10 protein-coding genes are annotated in these 13,456 nt (G+C 57.3%); 3 read left to right on the top strand and 7 right to left on the bottom strand.

The genetic code is table 11. The annotated features are described in order from the left end of the window. Positions 1-59 precede the first annotated feature (59 nt). The 3 genes from Uis4E_RS06590 (at position 60) to Uis4E_RS06580 (ending at position 3,455) form a co-directional block, all read left to right on the top strand. The gene (locus tag Uis4E_RS06590; RefSeq protein ID WP_101622405.1) at positions 60-887 is read left to right on the top strand and encodes an aldo/keto reductase; all 828 of its coding nucleotides are present in this window, start codon (positions 60-62) and stop codon (positions 885-887) included. Positions 888-1,251: 364 nt separating this feature from the next. Beyond that, positions 1,252-2,970 carry a site-specific tyrosine recombinase/integron integrase gene (gene xerA, locus Uis4E_RS12470; RefSeq protein WP_101622404.1) on the top strand — a complete coding sequence of 573 codons (1,719 nt, stop codon included), beginning with the start codon at positions 1,252-1,254 and terminating at the stop codon, positions 2,968-2,970. Further along, entirely contained in the window at positions 2,967-3,455 is a 489-nt protein-coding gene (locus Uis4E_RS06580) for a restriction endonuclease subunit S (protein ID WP_101622403.1), read from the top strand. The genes xerA and Uis4E_RS06580 overlap by 4 nt, the downstream gene beginning before the upstream one ends. On the opposite strand, the gene Uis4E_RS11865 is transcribed toward Uis4E_RS06580, so the two are convergent. The 7 genes from Uis4E_RS11865 to Uis4E_RS06540 all read right to left on the bottom strand — a co-directional run bounded on the left by Uis4E_RS11865 (position 3,406) and on the right by Uis4E_RS06540 (position 13,455). Next, entirely contained in the window at positions 3,406-4,587 is a 1,182-nt protein-coding gene (locus Uis4E_RS11865) for a restriction endonuclease subunit S (protein ID WP_165784888.1), read from the bottom strand. The genes Uis4E_RS06580 and Uis4E_RS11865 overlap by 50 nt on opposite strands. Further along, positions 4,577-6,082 carry a class I SAM-dependent DNA methyltransferase gene (locus tag Uis4E_RS06570; protein WP_101622402.1) on the bottom strand — a complete coding sequence of 502 codons (1,506 nt, stop codon included), beginning with the start codon at positions 6,080-6,082 and terminating at the stop codon, positions 4,577-4,579. The genes Uis4E_RS11865 and Uis4E_RS06570 overlap by 11 nt, the downstream gene beginning before the upstream one ends. Before the next feature lie 3 nt (positions 6,083-6,085). Further along, the gene (locus Uis4E_RS06565) at positions 6,086-9,244 is read right to left on the bottom strand and encodes a type I restriction endonuclease subunit R (RefSeq protein ID WP_243394397.1); all 3,159 of its coding nucleotides are present in this window, start codon (positions 9,242-9,244) and stop codon (positions 6,086-6,088) included. A 148-nt stretch (positions 9,245-9,392) separates the two neighbouring features. Next, a complete protein-coding gene (locus tag Uis4E_RS06560) occupies positions 9,393-9,686 on the bottom strand; it encodes a prevent-host-death family protein (RefSeq protein ID WP_133125412.1) in 294 nt (97 codons plus the stop codon). 887 nt (positions 9,687-10,573) lie between these two features. Next, the gene (locus Uis4E_RS06550; RefSeq protein WP_243394394.1) at positions 10,574-11,308 is read right to left on the bottom strand and encodes a hypothetical protein; all 735 of its coding nucleotides are present in this window, start codon (positions 11,306-11,308) and stop codon (positions 10,574-10,576) included. Positions 11,309-11,397: 89 nt separating this feature from the next. Next, positions 11,398-12,669, bottom strand: coding sequence for a class I SAM-dependent RNA methyltransferase (locus Uis4E_RS06545; RefSeq protein ID WP_101622400.1), 1,272 nt, complete (start codon positions 12,667-12,669; stop codon positions 11,398-11,400). 48 nt (positions 12,670-12,717) lie between these two features. Further along, positions 12,718-13,455, bottom strand: a complete 738-nt coding sequence (locus tag Uis4E_RS06540; protein ID WP_101622399.1) for a DUF3159 domain-containing protein — start codon at positions 13,453-13,455, stop codon at positions 12,718-12,720. Position 13,456 lies beyond the last annotated feature (1 nt).

Genomic DNA, 13,456 nt, shown 5'->3' with positions numbered 1-13,456 from the left:
TGGTTGCGTCAGCATCACCGCGACATCATTACGGCATCATTGCGCAGGAAGGGAGCGTCATGGCTATCCAGTCGACGATCACATTGAACAACGGCACGGTCATCCCGCAGGTGGGATTGGGCGTGTTCCAGACGCCGGACGGCGACACGACGGTGAACGCGGTCACGGCGGCGCTCGAAGCCGGCTACCGTCACATCGACACGGCGAGAATCTACGGCAACGAGGAGTCCGTGGGCGAGGGCATCCGCCGCTCCGGCGTGCCGCGTGGGGACATCTTCCTCACGACAAAGCTGTGGAACGACGACATCCGCGCGCACCGCGCGAAGGACGCGTTCCAGGAAAGCCTCGACCGTCTGGGCGTCGACTACGTCGACCTGTATCTCATCCACTGGCCGGCGGACGGCTGGCGGCAGGCGTGGAGCGATATGCAGGAGATCTACGCCTCCGGCCGCGCGAAGGCGATCGGCGTGAGCAACTTCCAGCGCCATCATCTCGAAGAGCTGCTGAAGGACAGCGACGTGACGCCCGCGGCCGACCAGATCGAATCGTCGCCGCAGTTCGCGAACCAGGAGCTCGTCGACTTCGCGCACGGCCTCGGCATCGCCGTCGAGGCGTGGAGCCCGCTCGGCGGCACCGGCGGCACGCTGCTCGCCGACCCGCGTCTGGCCGAGATCGGCGCGAAGTACGGCAAGTCGGCGGCGCAGGTCGTCATCCGCTGGCATATCCAGCGCGGCGTGGTCGTCCTGCCGAAGTCCACGCACGCCGACCGCATCCGCCAGAACTTCGACGTGTTCGACTTCAACCTGACCGCCGCCGACATGGCCGCCGTCAGCGCGCTGGAGACCGGCCGCCGCAACGGCGCCGACCCGGACGATTTCGATTTCTGATGATGTGAGCGCCATGGTGGTACGGCTTTAATCGCATCAATTTGGTGGTGTGGGGCCGACTTGTCGAGGAGTCGGCCCCACACCATCGATTCCCCAGAATGACTGGTTAACCCCTTTGCTGACCTGAAAGACTGCCCCGCCGGTTTTCAGTGAGCTTCATTAATTATGTTTTCATTGCAATGATGCCGGTTCATTATTTTCTCAGGATTCGTTGATTACCGACGGTTTCGCTATTCTCAGGGGCTATCATGCCCGAATCGCATCCGATCCACAAATACCATAACGAACCACTGAAACGGCTTTGAACAGCAAGATGAGCGAGTAGCCATTATTGCGCACAAACGGCCATTTGTTGGAGTTGCTGATGGCGAAATATTGTGACGTTGTTGATTCCATTGACACATATGGTTGCATCGAAGACTTGGGCACAGTAGTTGGTGGTGCAACTCCATCAAAAAAGCGAAAAGAGTATTTTGCGGACTCCGGCATTAGCTGGATAACGCCTAAAGATCTTTCTAATGCAACAAATTTATTCATTGGGCATGGCGCAACGGATATTACCGACGCTGGCTATCAATCCTGTAGTACAAAATTGATGCCTGCTGGTTCGGTCTTATTTAGCTCGCGCGCTCCAGTTGGATATGTTGCAATCGCAGCGAAAGAGGTATGCACTAACCAGGGCTTTAAATCAGTTGTGCCATTCAATAATATTGGTACATCATTTGTTTTCTGCTTCTTGAAGGACAATGCAAAGGAGATTGAAAAGGCAGGCTCGGGTACTACTTTTATTGAGGTGTCCAGCAGGACCATGCGTCATTTTGTTGCTCCGATTCCTTCAGTCGAATGCGCACAATCATTCAGTTCATACGCTGAACCTCTACTGAATGCGATTAAGAACAACGAAAATGAAATCGCTGCTTTGGTGCAACTGCGTGACGCGCTGCTGCCCAAACTTATGTCCGGCGAGATTGACTTGTCGAAGGTTGAATTGCCTATGCCGTCAGCTCGAACTGCTCCAACAAATGGCCGTTTGCCTGTCAACAACTTTCTTTTCTGCGGTTTGCACTACACGTATACAGGCATACATGAATTAAGCGAAAGGCTCCACATGGTAGAAAGCAGTACCATCGAATCGATTTTACAGGCTATGCAAAGTGTGTTGGATGCGCGGCAGCTGAAGCAGCTCAAAAGCGTTCTCTCGAGCCAACTAGCGATGGAAGCACTTCCTGACGATGCAGGCGAAGCCAAAGAACTCCTCGATTCCTTTCTGGCAGCAAAGGAGCTAGAAGGGTGCAGCGAGCGCACGTTGCAGTACTATGAATCAACACTCGCATACTACATCAGCAAAACCGACATGCCCCTAACCAAAGTGGATACCGAACAGCTTCGTTCATACCTTACCAATTATCAAGCAACACATACCGTAGGGAAGGTTACGATAGACAACATCAGACGCATTCTGGCTACGTTCTTCTCATGGTTGGAGGATGAGGACTATATCGTCAAAAGCCCAGCTCGCAAGATACGTCGAGTCAAGACGCCGGTCCGCGTGAAGGAGACTATCTCCGATGAGGATATGGAACGTTTGCGCGATGGGTGCGAGACCCTACGCGATCTCGCGATAATCGACCTGTTGTCTTCTACCGGCATGCGTGTCGGAGAACTGGTCAAACTAAACCGGGAAAACATCGACCTCGGCGAACGTGAGTGCATCGTCCAAGGTAAAGGCAACAAGGAACGAAAAGCCTACTTCGATGCACGAACGAAACTTCACCTTGAAGAATATCTACGTACCCGCATCGACGACGATTCCGCTCTGTTCGTCGGATTGAGCGGAAAGCACCAGCGCATCACCATCTCAACAGTGGAAAGCCGGCTTCGTTCTTTAGGCAGAAAGCTGAGACTGCCCCGGATCCATCCGCACAAGTTCCGTCGAACTATGGCCACCAACGCCATCGACCGGGGTATGCCCGTCGAACAGGTCCAGAAACTGCTTGGCCACGTTAAGATAGATACCACCATGCAATACGCAATGGTCAGTCAAAGCAACGTAAAGGCGTCACATAGGAGGTACTTGGGATGACCGAATTCCAACTCGCGTCTATATGCTCTCGTCTGAGCAGCGGCAAAGGGATCCGTTCCAGTGAGCTCTCCGACAGTGGTGCATACCCTGTAATCGGCGGCAACGGAGAACGTGGCCGTACAACAACATATAACTTCGACGGTCAGTGCGCCGTCATCGGCCGACAAGGGGCGAACTGCGGGAACGTTCGATTCTTTGAAGGACGCGCCTTCATGACAGAGCATGCGGTTGTCGTTCAGACAAACGACAAAGCAGATACGCGATACCTCGCGTATCTGCTGTCGACGATGCACCTTGGGAATCTATCCGCCCAGTCCGCACAACCTGGCCTGTCAGTGAGAACTCTTGCGAAGCAAATTGTAGAGTTACCTTCGATTGCCGTTCAGCAGCAGGTTTCGCAGTTCCTCGCTTCTTTTGATCGTGAAATCCAATTGCTTAATCAGCTAAACGGCCATTTGTTGGAGCAGTTCGAGCTGACGGCATAGGCAATTCAACCTTCGACAAGTCAATCTCGCCGGACATAAGTTTGGGCAGCAATGTGTCGCGTAATTGTGACAGTTTCCTAATCTGCTTGGAATTCATATTTACTGCATTCAGTAGCATAGATAATCTATGCCCAATTGTCTTTATGATTTTGTCGTCGGGAATATGAATTGGATAGCTCAATGCATCCTTCACAGAAACTCGTTGCCTGCCACTACTTCCATTCATATGCCCAACCATATATTCAATGAAGTTGCTATTACGTACCAAAAAATAGAAAATTTCGTTCGGGATTTCATCTTTGCCAGTTAAAACGATGTACTCCGTCGAACCAAAGGCTACTTCATTCTCATCGAGATAATTGACATAGGATGCTTTACTATTCTCCAAACATGGGGTAATTCGGGCGAGAAGCGTGTCACCATTGGTGAATCGCATACCACCATTATATGCTTTCTGAATCCAGCCATTGGGATATGGCCCTGTAGTGGATAGGCTGCTCATATCAATATATTTAGCTATTGTTCCTTTACTTAATTGCCGTCGAGGATTACCTTCCGCTATATCCCCAAGTGAACCTGGGGTCCCCTCAGTAAAATCACAGAGTTTAAGTTTCTCGTCAAATATGCTTTGCCCAATCTCCAACAAATGGCCGTTTGCCTGAGTGAGGCAGGTAATCTCACTTTCAATCGGTCTCATGAATGCAACCACTTTATCCTGCAGTTCACGATCAGGAAGGTGAATTTCTATGCTCAAAAGTGATTTTTGACTTAATTTTGGCTGAGTTGAACCAGTTATATACGCCGATAAATCTAACTCGTTTAAGAGGTAGTGGAGATATTTAAGATTACATAACGCAGATTCACAAAGCACGTGCGCATGATTATTTACACGAAACTTTCCTGTTGCCCAGTTTGCAATAGGCTGCTTATTAGAACGTAGATTTTCCCCGTCCTCAGCAACTAGCAACCTGTCACCTTGGAAGGTATAATCATCCAAGTAATCGACTATGCCTTGAGCACCATAATAAGGGTAAATACCTTTTCTTTTTGATCTCTGTTTTGCAGATAACGGCTCCCGCAGCGCATCTTCAAGAACGACAACTTCCGAAAGTTTGTAATTCTTACAGCTCATATCCAATCGCCCCCAGATTCTTTTTGATTTCGGCTTGCAGTCGGTTGGACTCCTCGAAACATTTGGCAAGTTCACCGGTCAGACGCTTCATCTTCTCGTCAAACGGCTCGTCGTCCCCTTCCTGTTCGGCGATGCCGACATAGCGGCCGGGCGTGAGGATATAGTCCTGCTTGGCAATATCTTCAATGGAGACCGCCGCACTGAAGCCTTTCTCCTCTTCCAATGCTCCGTCACGGAATGCGTCGAACATGGACGCGATTTTTTGGATATCTTCATCGGTAAGCGTGCGCTGCGAGCGGCTGATCATCGTGCCCATGTTGCGGGCGTCCACAAACAATGTCTTGGCATCCGTGGGGCGTCCTTTACGCAGGAACCACAGGCATACCGGGATCTGTGTGGAGAAGAACAGCTGTGTCGGCATGGCGACGATGCCTTCCACCAATCCGGCGTTGACGATGTTCTTGCGGATTTCGCCCTCGTTATTCGTCTGCGAAGACAGCGAGCCATTGGCGAGCACCAGACCGATACGACCGGAGACGGAAAGATGATGAATCATATGCTGCATCCACGCGAAGTTCGCGTTGCCCTCGGGCGGTACTCCATACTCCCAGCGCGGATCGTCCTTGAGCTTGTCTCCGCCCCAATCGGAAAGGTTGAATGGCGGGTTGGCCAGAATATAGTCGAATCGTTCGGTGCGATGCAAATCGTTGAAGAATGTGTCGTCGTTCTTCGGGCCAAGGTCAGCATCGATTCCACGGATGGCGAGATTCATCATGGCCATCTTCCACGTTGTCGGGTTCGACTCCTGTCCGTAGACGGAGATGTTGTTGATATTGCCCTGATGGTTGCGCACGAACTCTGCCGACTGCACGAACATGCCGCCCGAACCACACGCCGGGTCATAGACACGACCCTTGAACGGCTCAATCACATTGACCAGTGTCTTCACCACGCACTTCGGCGTATAGAATTCGCCGGCGTTCTTACCTTCCTGTGCAGCGAACTGTGACAGGCAGTATTCGTAGGTGCGGCCGAGTAGATCATGCGTATCGCCGCTTTCGGCCATCTTCACATTGGTGAACAGATCAACCACTTCCCCGAGCCGGCGCTTGTCCAATTCCGGCCGGGCGAAGTTCTTGGGCAGGATGCCCTTGAGCTTCTTGTTCTCCTGCTCGATGAGCCTCATCGACTCATCGATGACCTTACCGACTTCAGGCGTATGGGCGGCGGTAGCCACGGTCTCCCAGCGAGCCTCCTTGGGCACCCAGAAGATGTTCTCGGAAGTGTATTCGTCGCGATCCTCCTCGAAGCCCTCTCCCTCTTCCACAAGCTCGGCGTGCTTGGCCTCGAAGTTATCCGAAATGTACTTGAGGAAGATCAGACCCAGCACGACGTTCTTGTATTCGGAGGCGTCAATGTTGCCACGCAGCTTGCAGGCCGCGTCCCAGATCTGTTCCTCGAATCCAAGAGCCTTGGTACTTGTTTTCTTTGCCATGAATCAGTTACCCTCTCCATAATCAACCCATAGTTCGCATTGCTGCATCACCGTATCAATGGCTTCCGGCACCTCATCCGGCGGGTACTTGTGCCGCTTCAGCAATCGCTTGATCGCACGACGCATGCGCGCGCGGGCGTCGTCTTTCTTCTGCCAGTCTATCGTGCGGTTCCTGCGCAACGTATCGGTCAACTCCCGCGTGATGGCGACCAGCTCGTCGTTCTCGTAGAAATCCTTGATTGCCTGTGGCTTGGTAAGCGCATCGTAGAAAGCGAGTTCTTCCTCATCGAGACCAAGCTTCCTGCCCTCCTCTCGCGCCGCCATGATCTCCTTGGCCATGTCCAGCAGTTGTTGGATGACCTCGGCGTTGGTGAGCATGCCGTTGAGATAGGCATTCACCGATTTCTGCAGCATCTCCGAGAATTTGCCGGCCTGGACTACGCTCTTCTTCCGATAGGCCTTGACCTGGTCGTCGATCAGCTTGCGAAGAAGCTCCACCGCCAGATTCTTCTGCTTCATCTGCGCGACTTCGGCAAGGAATGACTCGTCGAACAACGAGACTTCCACGGTGCGATCCTCGAACAGGTTGATGACGCCCTCATTGTGCACGCCCTGTTCCACGATTGCGGCGATCTGCTTGTTGATTTCCTTGAGGGACATCCGCGGGTTGCCGGGATTAACGTTCAACACTTTGAGCATCTGCGTGCGCAGCACGTCGATATATGCTTCCTCAATTTTCAGCTCGTCGGGAACCATGCTGCGGCACAAGCCGAATGCCTGGGCCATCTCCTTGGCGCATTTGATGAAGTCCTTGCGGTCCTTCTCCCGTTCCGGGGCAAGCAGATAATCGGCCCCATCCGCGATGGCTTCGGCCATCTGCTCGGCGGAACTGGTATGGATTCGATCCTGATACGACAATCCGTGCAGGAAGTCCCGGCACGCGCTCAGCTTGTCGAGGAACAGCGGGTACGCGGTGTCGGCCACGTTCATGTCGCCATACCGTTCACGATCACGCTTGGTGTAGTCGCGCATCGCACGTTTCAGGGCACCCGCGATGCCGATGTAATCGACGATCAGGCCGCCTTCCTTGCCCTTGTACACTCGGTTCACTCGGGCCACGGCCTGCATGAGGTTGTGGCCCTTCATGGGCTTGTACACGTACATCGTGGACAACGACGGCACATCAAATCCGGTCAGCCACATATCCACCACGATGGCGATCTTGAACGGACTGTCATCGTCCTTGAACTCCTTGGCCAGCTCCACCTTATGGGCCTTGTTGCCGATAACTCGGTGCCATTCCTCCGGATCCTGATTGGAAGAGGTCATGACCACATGCACTTTGTCTGCCCACTGCGGGCGCAGTTCAAGGAACTTCTCGTACATGCGCATGGCGATGGTTCGTGAATAGGCAACGACCAGCGCCTTGCCGGTAAGTTCGTCCGCGCGGTTTCCCTCGTAATGCTTCACAATGTCACGACACAGGGAATCAATGGTCTCCGGAGCCCCAAGGATACTGTCCATCGTCGCCAGATCATGTTTGCTGCGATCAATGGCCAGCTCATCGACATCATCCGCGATATTCTCATACTTCTCATCCAGTTCACGGAGCACGTTCTCATCCAGCTTGAGCGAGACCACACGACTCTCATAGAATACAGGACGTGTGGCACCATCCTCCACTGATTGGGTCATGTCGTACACATCCACGTAATCGCCGAATATCTCACGCGTGGACTTGTCCTGCGTCTCGATCGGAGTGCCGGTAAAGCCGATGTATGATGCGTTCGGAAGCGCCTGACGCACTTTCAGCGCATCGCCCACTGAATGCGTGCCATCCGCGTGGAATTTCACTTCCAGCCCATACTGGCTGCGATGCGCTTCATCGGCCATGACCACGATGTTGCGGCGTTCGGACAACGGTTCATCGGATTCACTGAACTTCTGCATCGTCGTGAAGACGATGCCGTTCGCTTGACGATTGTCCAGAAGCTCGATGAGGTTGTCACGACTCATCGCCTGCTGCGGCCGCTGACGCAGGAAATCAGCACATTTGGCGAATTGGCTATACAGCTGGCCGTCCAAGTCCGTGCGATCGGTGGTCACCACAATCGTCGGACTATTCACTTGTTCGGCCAACAGGTGAGCGTAGAACACCATCGACAGTGATTTGCCAGAACCCTGCGTATGCCAGAACACGCCGGCCTTGCCATCACCGCTCATGGCATGCAGGGTACTTTCGACTGCCTTATGGACACCGAAATACTGATGGTATGCGGCAAGAATCTTTGCGGTTCCGTCCTCGGATTTGGAGAAGCAGATGAAGTTGCGCAGGATGTCAAGCAGTCGTTCTTTCGGGAACATGCCATCAAGAAGGGTGGTCCATCGGACGGTAATCTTATTGGCGATCTTGGCGTAATCACCATCAGCGGTCTTCCATTGCATGAAGCGATCCTCATTGGCCGTGATGGTGCCCACGCGTGTATCGCTCATATCGGTCATGACGCAGAACGCGTTGTAAGCGAACAATGAGGGTATGACATTCATATAGTTGCGTAGCTGCAAGTAGGCATCCGAGGCGTCCACGTTCTCGCGGGACGGCGATTTCAACTCGAACACCACCAGCGGCATGCCGTTCACGAACACGATCACATCGGGACGTTTCTCCTCGTACTCGACATACGTCCACTGGTTGACCACGTTGAATACATTGCTTTCCGGATGCTCAAAATCCAAGATTCGCACATGATCAGTGTCCATCTTTTCCCCATCAAAGAAAGACACTTCAACACCGGACTGGAGATAATCCATGAACTGGATATTCCGAGACAGAAGATCCACACCTTCGATATCCGAAATCTTTCGCATCGCTTCAGCGAGCGCAGCGGAATGGGCTTTGGGATTTATTCGACGAAGGCAATCCTCCAGTACGCCAGGTAGCAAGGCATCACGATATGACTCATCGATGCGCGTCACGTTTGGTCCATACAGCCACTCATAACCCATGGCCCGCAGATGTTGGATAACCGCTTGCTCAAATGCCGCCTCGTCAAACACGGATACTGTTCTGTCCGCATCCAAATCCGCGGAATTGGCAATGCATGACGTCGAAGTCCCTTGGCTCGTTGCGGCAATCATTGCGGGCATTCGCTTATTGACCATGGATGCACTCCTCGACGACGCTCCAGAAAGCACCGAATTGCTTTCATCTGTGCAGAATGGCGACCATTCGAAAAATGACGCCATTCTGTCGCTTCCTTGCTACTACTGTAGCGTAGCATCCTTGCTGAGTTTGCCGATGGCCAGTGGTTCAGAGCGCATCGAAATAATCATCCATATCGTCGACGGACTTGAAGGAGTGGGTGTATTCGCCGTTCAACGCCTGACGTCGCGCCGCCGCGTTGCGCAGCTCCTTGACTTCTTCCTCCAATTCCCGGAAATGACGGTAGTCATGCTCGTTGATGATGCAATACACGGGCTCGTTGTTGCGGAGCACGGTGACGGGCGTGTCGTCCGCGACCTTCGCGAACTCGGCGCTCGCGGTGCCGCGGCCGAAGCGGCCGACGGGAACCAAAGTATCCACGGGGACGATCAGCATAGCCATATCAAACCTCCATGTTCAGAACCATGTATATCTGCATGCTGTCACAATGAACCAGCACTGTTGAAGGCCCCTTCGAGATCACGCGCGATAATGGGCGTATGGAATCGGAATGGATTCTTCGGGCATATGACACCCACGGCTCGTTCGACTGGCCCCTGCTCGATGGCAGCTTGCTGGCCGTAGGCCGGTTCGAGGTGGATGACGCGCGCATCCGGCTTACGGGAACCAGGTGTCGTCGCGGATGACAACACGACGCGCCTCGCACGGCACGCCGATCTGTTCGACCAACTATTCCCCCACCCGACGGTCGCGATGGATCCGGACGGCCAATGGATCGCATTCGACCCCGACAGCAGACTCCTCCGTAGTTGAAGAATCCATAATTGAAGAGTCGTCGTGCAGCATGTTCCACCGGTTTGGCTCGATGCGGCGATGGTGACAAAGGTCCGTCCCGATCCGGTGCGGGGATTCTACCATCGTTCCAGCATGCGCTGCATGACGCCACTCCCTGAAGTCGGCTGAGCATCGCTCGGGGCCAGTGCGTGGCGTGCTTCCGACGCTCAGTCGGCTTCCAGCGTCGGGAGCGCGCCACGCATGGCAGGGAAGCGACATCAGCGGAGGTCTGGGCATCGTCGGATCGCCAAGCTTGGCACGGAAACGACGCTAAGCGGGGATTCAGCGTCGGGAGCATGCCATGGCTGGCATGGAACAGACGCTTGGAGGGCGCCCGGCGTCGGTTCCGTGCCAAGCATGGCGGAGAACCGACGCTGAGTGGCAGGTTCCGACACCGAACAGCAGATTCCGACGCCGAAGGGCAGATTGCACTGGGAAAAACGGCATGCGAACGATGCCTCATCCCCATCCCGTGCGGTTCCCCTACCGCTGCCTCACTTCACGGTGCTGACGGTGATCCGGCGGGTGTGGGGTTCGTCGTTGAGGATGGTCATGGCGGCGTCGTCGATCGGGGTGGCGTCGGCGGCGCGGTCGTTGATGGTGAGCGTGGCGGCGTAGAGGCGCTCGTCGGCGGGCGCATGCACGGGCGAGAGCAACGCGACGGGGATGCCGGCATTGCGGGCGTCGCGCAGCGCGGAATTCCAGCCGTCCGCGTCGGCCGTGACGTCGATGTCGGCGATGATGATGAGGCTCACGACGCGCGAGACCATGTCGTGCACGCCCTGCTGGGCGCGGGCGGCCGCGGCGGCGGAAGCGACGGAGCCATCACCGGAATCGGAACCAGCGGCGGAAGAGGAAGAGCCGGAACCAGCGGAACCGGAACCAGCAGAATCATCGGAAACCCCCGAGGCTCCGGAATCCTTCACCGACACGTACACGGCCTCAATCCCGGCGTCGGCGAGCGCGTCCAACACCACCGAATCGGCGGCGGCCGTGGCGGAGCCGACGACGCCGATCACCGCGTCGTCGCGCACCGTGCCGACATGCGCGATGGACGGCGAACGGCCCTGCGTGTCGCCGACCGCAGTGCCGCTCGGCGCGCATGCCGCCGGCACGAGCAAGGCCGCGACGCACAGGGCGCAGGCACCGATGCGGGCCGCCCGACTCGCCGTCTGACGCAACGCATGCGCCCCGACCATCAAAAGCGACGATGCGGCATCCGTCGTCATGGAATCCTCTACCCCAGCGGTACCCGAAGTACCCTCGCCAGAGGTACCGTCACCCGAAGCGGCGGCGTTCCGCGAGACGAAGCCCGCCGTCACGCGGCGTCCCCTCCGCGGCGGAACAGGGCGACCGTCTCGACGTGGTGGGTCATCGGGTAGATGTCGTAGGCGCGCACGTCGGCGAGCTCGTAGCCGAGTCCGCGCAGCGTGCCCGTGTCGCGGGCGAGCGACGTCGGATCGCAGGCGATGTAGATGATGGAGCGTGCGCCCGCCTCGGCCATCTGACGGCACACCTTGGCGCGGGCGCCGGCGCGCGGCGGGTCGAGCACGATGAGGTCGGGCTTCGCGAGATGCGCAGGAACGTGGGCGAGCGTGCGCGCGACGTCGCCGCAGCGCGCGTCCACGTCCGCGAGGTCCATGCGGCGCAGGTTGCGCTGCTGGCTCCTGACCGCGTCACGGCCGCCCTCGACGCTGAACATGCGCGTGCGCGCGGTGACGAGCGTCGCCAGCGGCAGCGTGAACAGGCCGGAGCCGGAGTAGAGGTCCCAGATGACGGCGTCGTCGCGGCCGTCGAGTTCGCGGCGGGCCAGGTCGATCACGTGGTTCGCGAGCGCGACGGGCGCCTCGCGGTGCACCTGCCAGAAGCCGTTCGCGTCGACCTCGTAGGTGAACGTGGTGCCGGCGACCGTGACCTGCTCGTTGAGCACGTGCGAGCCGGCGGTCAGTTCGCCGTCGACGAGGACGGAGTGGTTGTCGCGGATGGCGACGCCGCCGCGCGGTTCGGGCACGGCGAGACGGATCTGCGAGCCGGGTTCGAAGCCGCCGTCCCACACGTGGTGTTCGCCGGCCACGTCGAGCAGGGTCTTCGTGGCGAGCGGCATCGTGTCGAGGGGGACGCGCACGTGCGTGCCGCGGCGGCGCATCGACGGGCGGCCGTCCTCGTCGGCGATCATCTCGATGCGCGTGCGCCAGTGGAAGCCGCCGAGCGCCTCGTCGCCTTCCGCGCGTTCGATCGGCACGGCCACATCGATATGACCGAGACGGCTCAGCTGTTCGGAGACGGTGACCGCCTTCCATTTGAGCTGGCCGGGCAGGGAGACGTGCACGAGGTCGGCGCCGCCGACGCCGCCGCCCATGGCGAGCGGGCCGGCGAGCGGCCATGCGGGCGGGACACGGTCGTCGCTCGGTTCGATGACCTCGACGACCTCGCCGGTCCAGAACCGGTCGTCGCGGTCGTGCGGCTCGTCGAGCGCGATGCGCACGTGTTCGCCGGGCAGCGCGAAACGGACGAACACGACGCGTCCGTCGATGTGGGCGACGCAGCGGCCCTGGTCGGCATAACGTTCGATGCGGACTTCGGCTTCCATGGGTTCCTTTTCGATGGTGTCTTCTGCTGTCTTCGATGCTTGGCTCGGCTATTCGGTCGCTTCGCGGGCGCGCGCGGCGGCCTTGTGCCGGTGCAGGGGCGTCGCGATGACGAGGTAGCTCACCCAGATGGCCAACGCCCAGAACGGGATGCCCATGACGAGACGGGTCACGCCGAGCGCGGCCACATGGTCGGTCACGTAGAGCGGCACCTGCACGGCGAGACGCAGCGCGAACAGGCCCAGCCACAGGGCGGTGATGATCATGTACGCGCGTTTCAGCGACTTGTCGTCCATCCAGTCGCGGAACCATGCGCGGAACCGTTCGGTGGGCATCTGGCGGATGAACTCGATGACGAGGCCGAGACCGGGCACGCGCACGGCGAGCGAGACGGCGAGCAGCACAGCGTACACGCCGTTCGTGATGAAGCCGAGCATGTAGTAGTTGCGGGCCTCATGGCTCTTCCACGCCCAGACAAGGCAGATGCCCACGGCGATGAGGCCGCTCAGCGCGCCCATCACCGACTGGCGTTGGATGAGACGGGCGAGCACCTGCACGACGGCCAGCGCGGCGGATACGCCGATGGTGAGGTTCAGGTCGTTCGTCGCGATGAACAGGACGACGAACACGACGCCGGGCAGCATCGATTCGACGACGCCGCGCGGGCCGCCGATCGCCTCGATGACGGAGAAGTCCTCCCCCGCGCCGCCATCCGCATGGTCACCGGCCCCGGCGAGTGCGCCGAGACCGGTGCGGCCGCGTTGCGTGGATCGCTTGGATGCGCTCACG

This window comes from Bifidobacterium parmae (assembly GCF_002860365.1).
Classification (GTDB): Bacteria; Actinomycetota; Actinomycetes; order Actinomycetales; family Bifidobacteriaceae; genus Bifidobacterium; species Bifidobacterium parmae.
Note: the sequence above shows the minus strand (reverse complement) of the source record. Positions and strands in the feature narration are given on the sequence as shown.

What these genes read in the sequence shown, in the direction of transcription:
- Uis4E_RS06590 (WP_101622405.1), top strand. Translation starts at nt 60, where the DNA reads ATGGCTATCCAGTCGACGATCACATTGAACAACGGCACGGTCATCCCG.
- xerA (WP_101622404.1), top strand. Translation starts at nt 1,252, where the DNA reads ATGGCGAAATATTGTGACGTTGTTGATTCCATTGACACATATGGTTGC.
- Uis4E_RS06580 (WP_101622403.1), top strand. Translation starts at nt 2,967, where the DNA reads ATGACCGAATTCCAACTCGCGTCTATATGCTCTCGTCTGAGCAGCGGC.
- Uis4E_RS11865 (WP_165784888.1), bottom strand. Translation starts at nt 4,587, where the DNA reads ATGAGCTGTAAGAATTACAAACTTTCGGAAGTTGTCGTTCTTGAAGAT.
- Uis4E_RS06570 (WP_101622402.1), bottom strand. Translation starts at nt 6,082, where the DNA reads ATGGCAAAGAAAACAAGTACCAAGGCTCTTGGATTCGAGGAACAGATC.
- Uis4E_RS06565 (WP_243394397.1), bottom strand. Translation starts at nt 9,244, where the DNA reads ATGGTCAATAAGCGAATGCCCGCAATGATTGCCGCAACGAGCCAAGGG.
- Uis4E_RS06560 (WP_133125412.1), bottom strand. Translation starts at nt 9,686, where the DNA reads ATGGCTATGCTGATCGTCCCCGTGGATACTTTGGTTCCCGTCGGCCGC.
- Uis4E_RS06550 (WP_243394394.1), bottom strand. Translation starts at nt 11,308, where the DNA reads ATGACGACGGATGCCGCATCGTCGCTTTTGATGGTCGGGGCGCATGCG.
- Uis4E_RS06545 (WP_101622400.1), bottom strand. Translation starts at nt 12,669, where the DNA reads ATGGAAGCCGAAGTCCGCATCGAACGTTATGCCGACCAGGGCCGCTGC.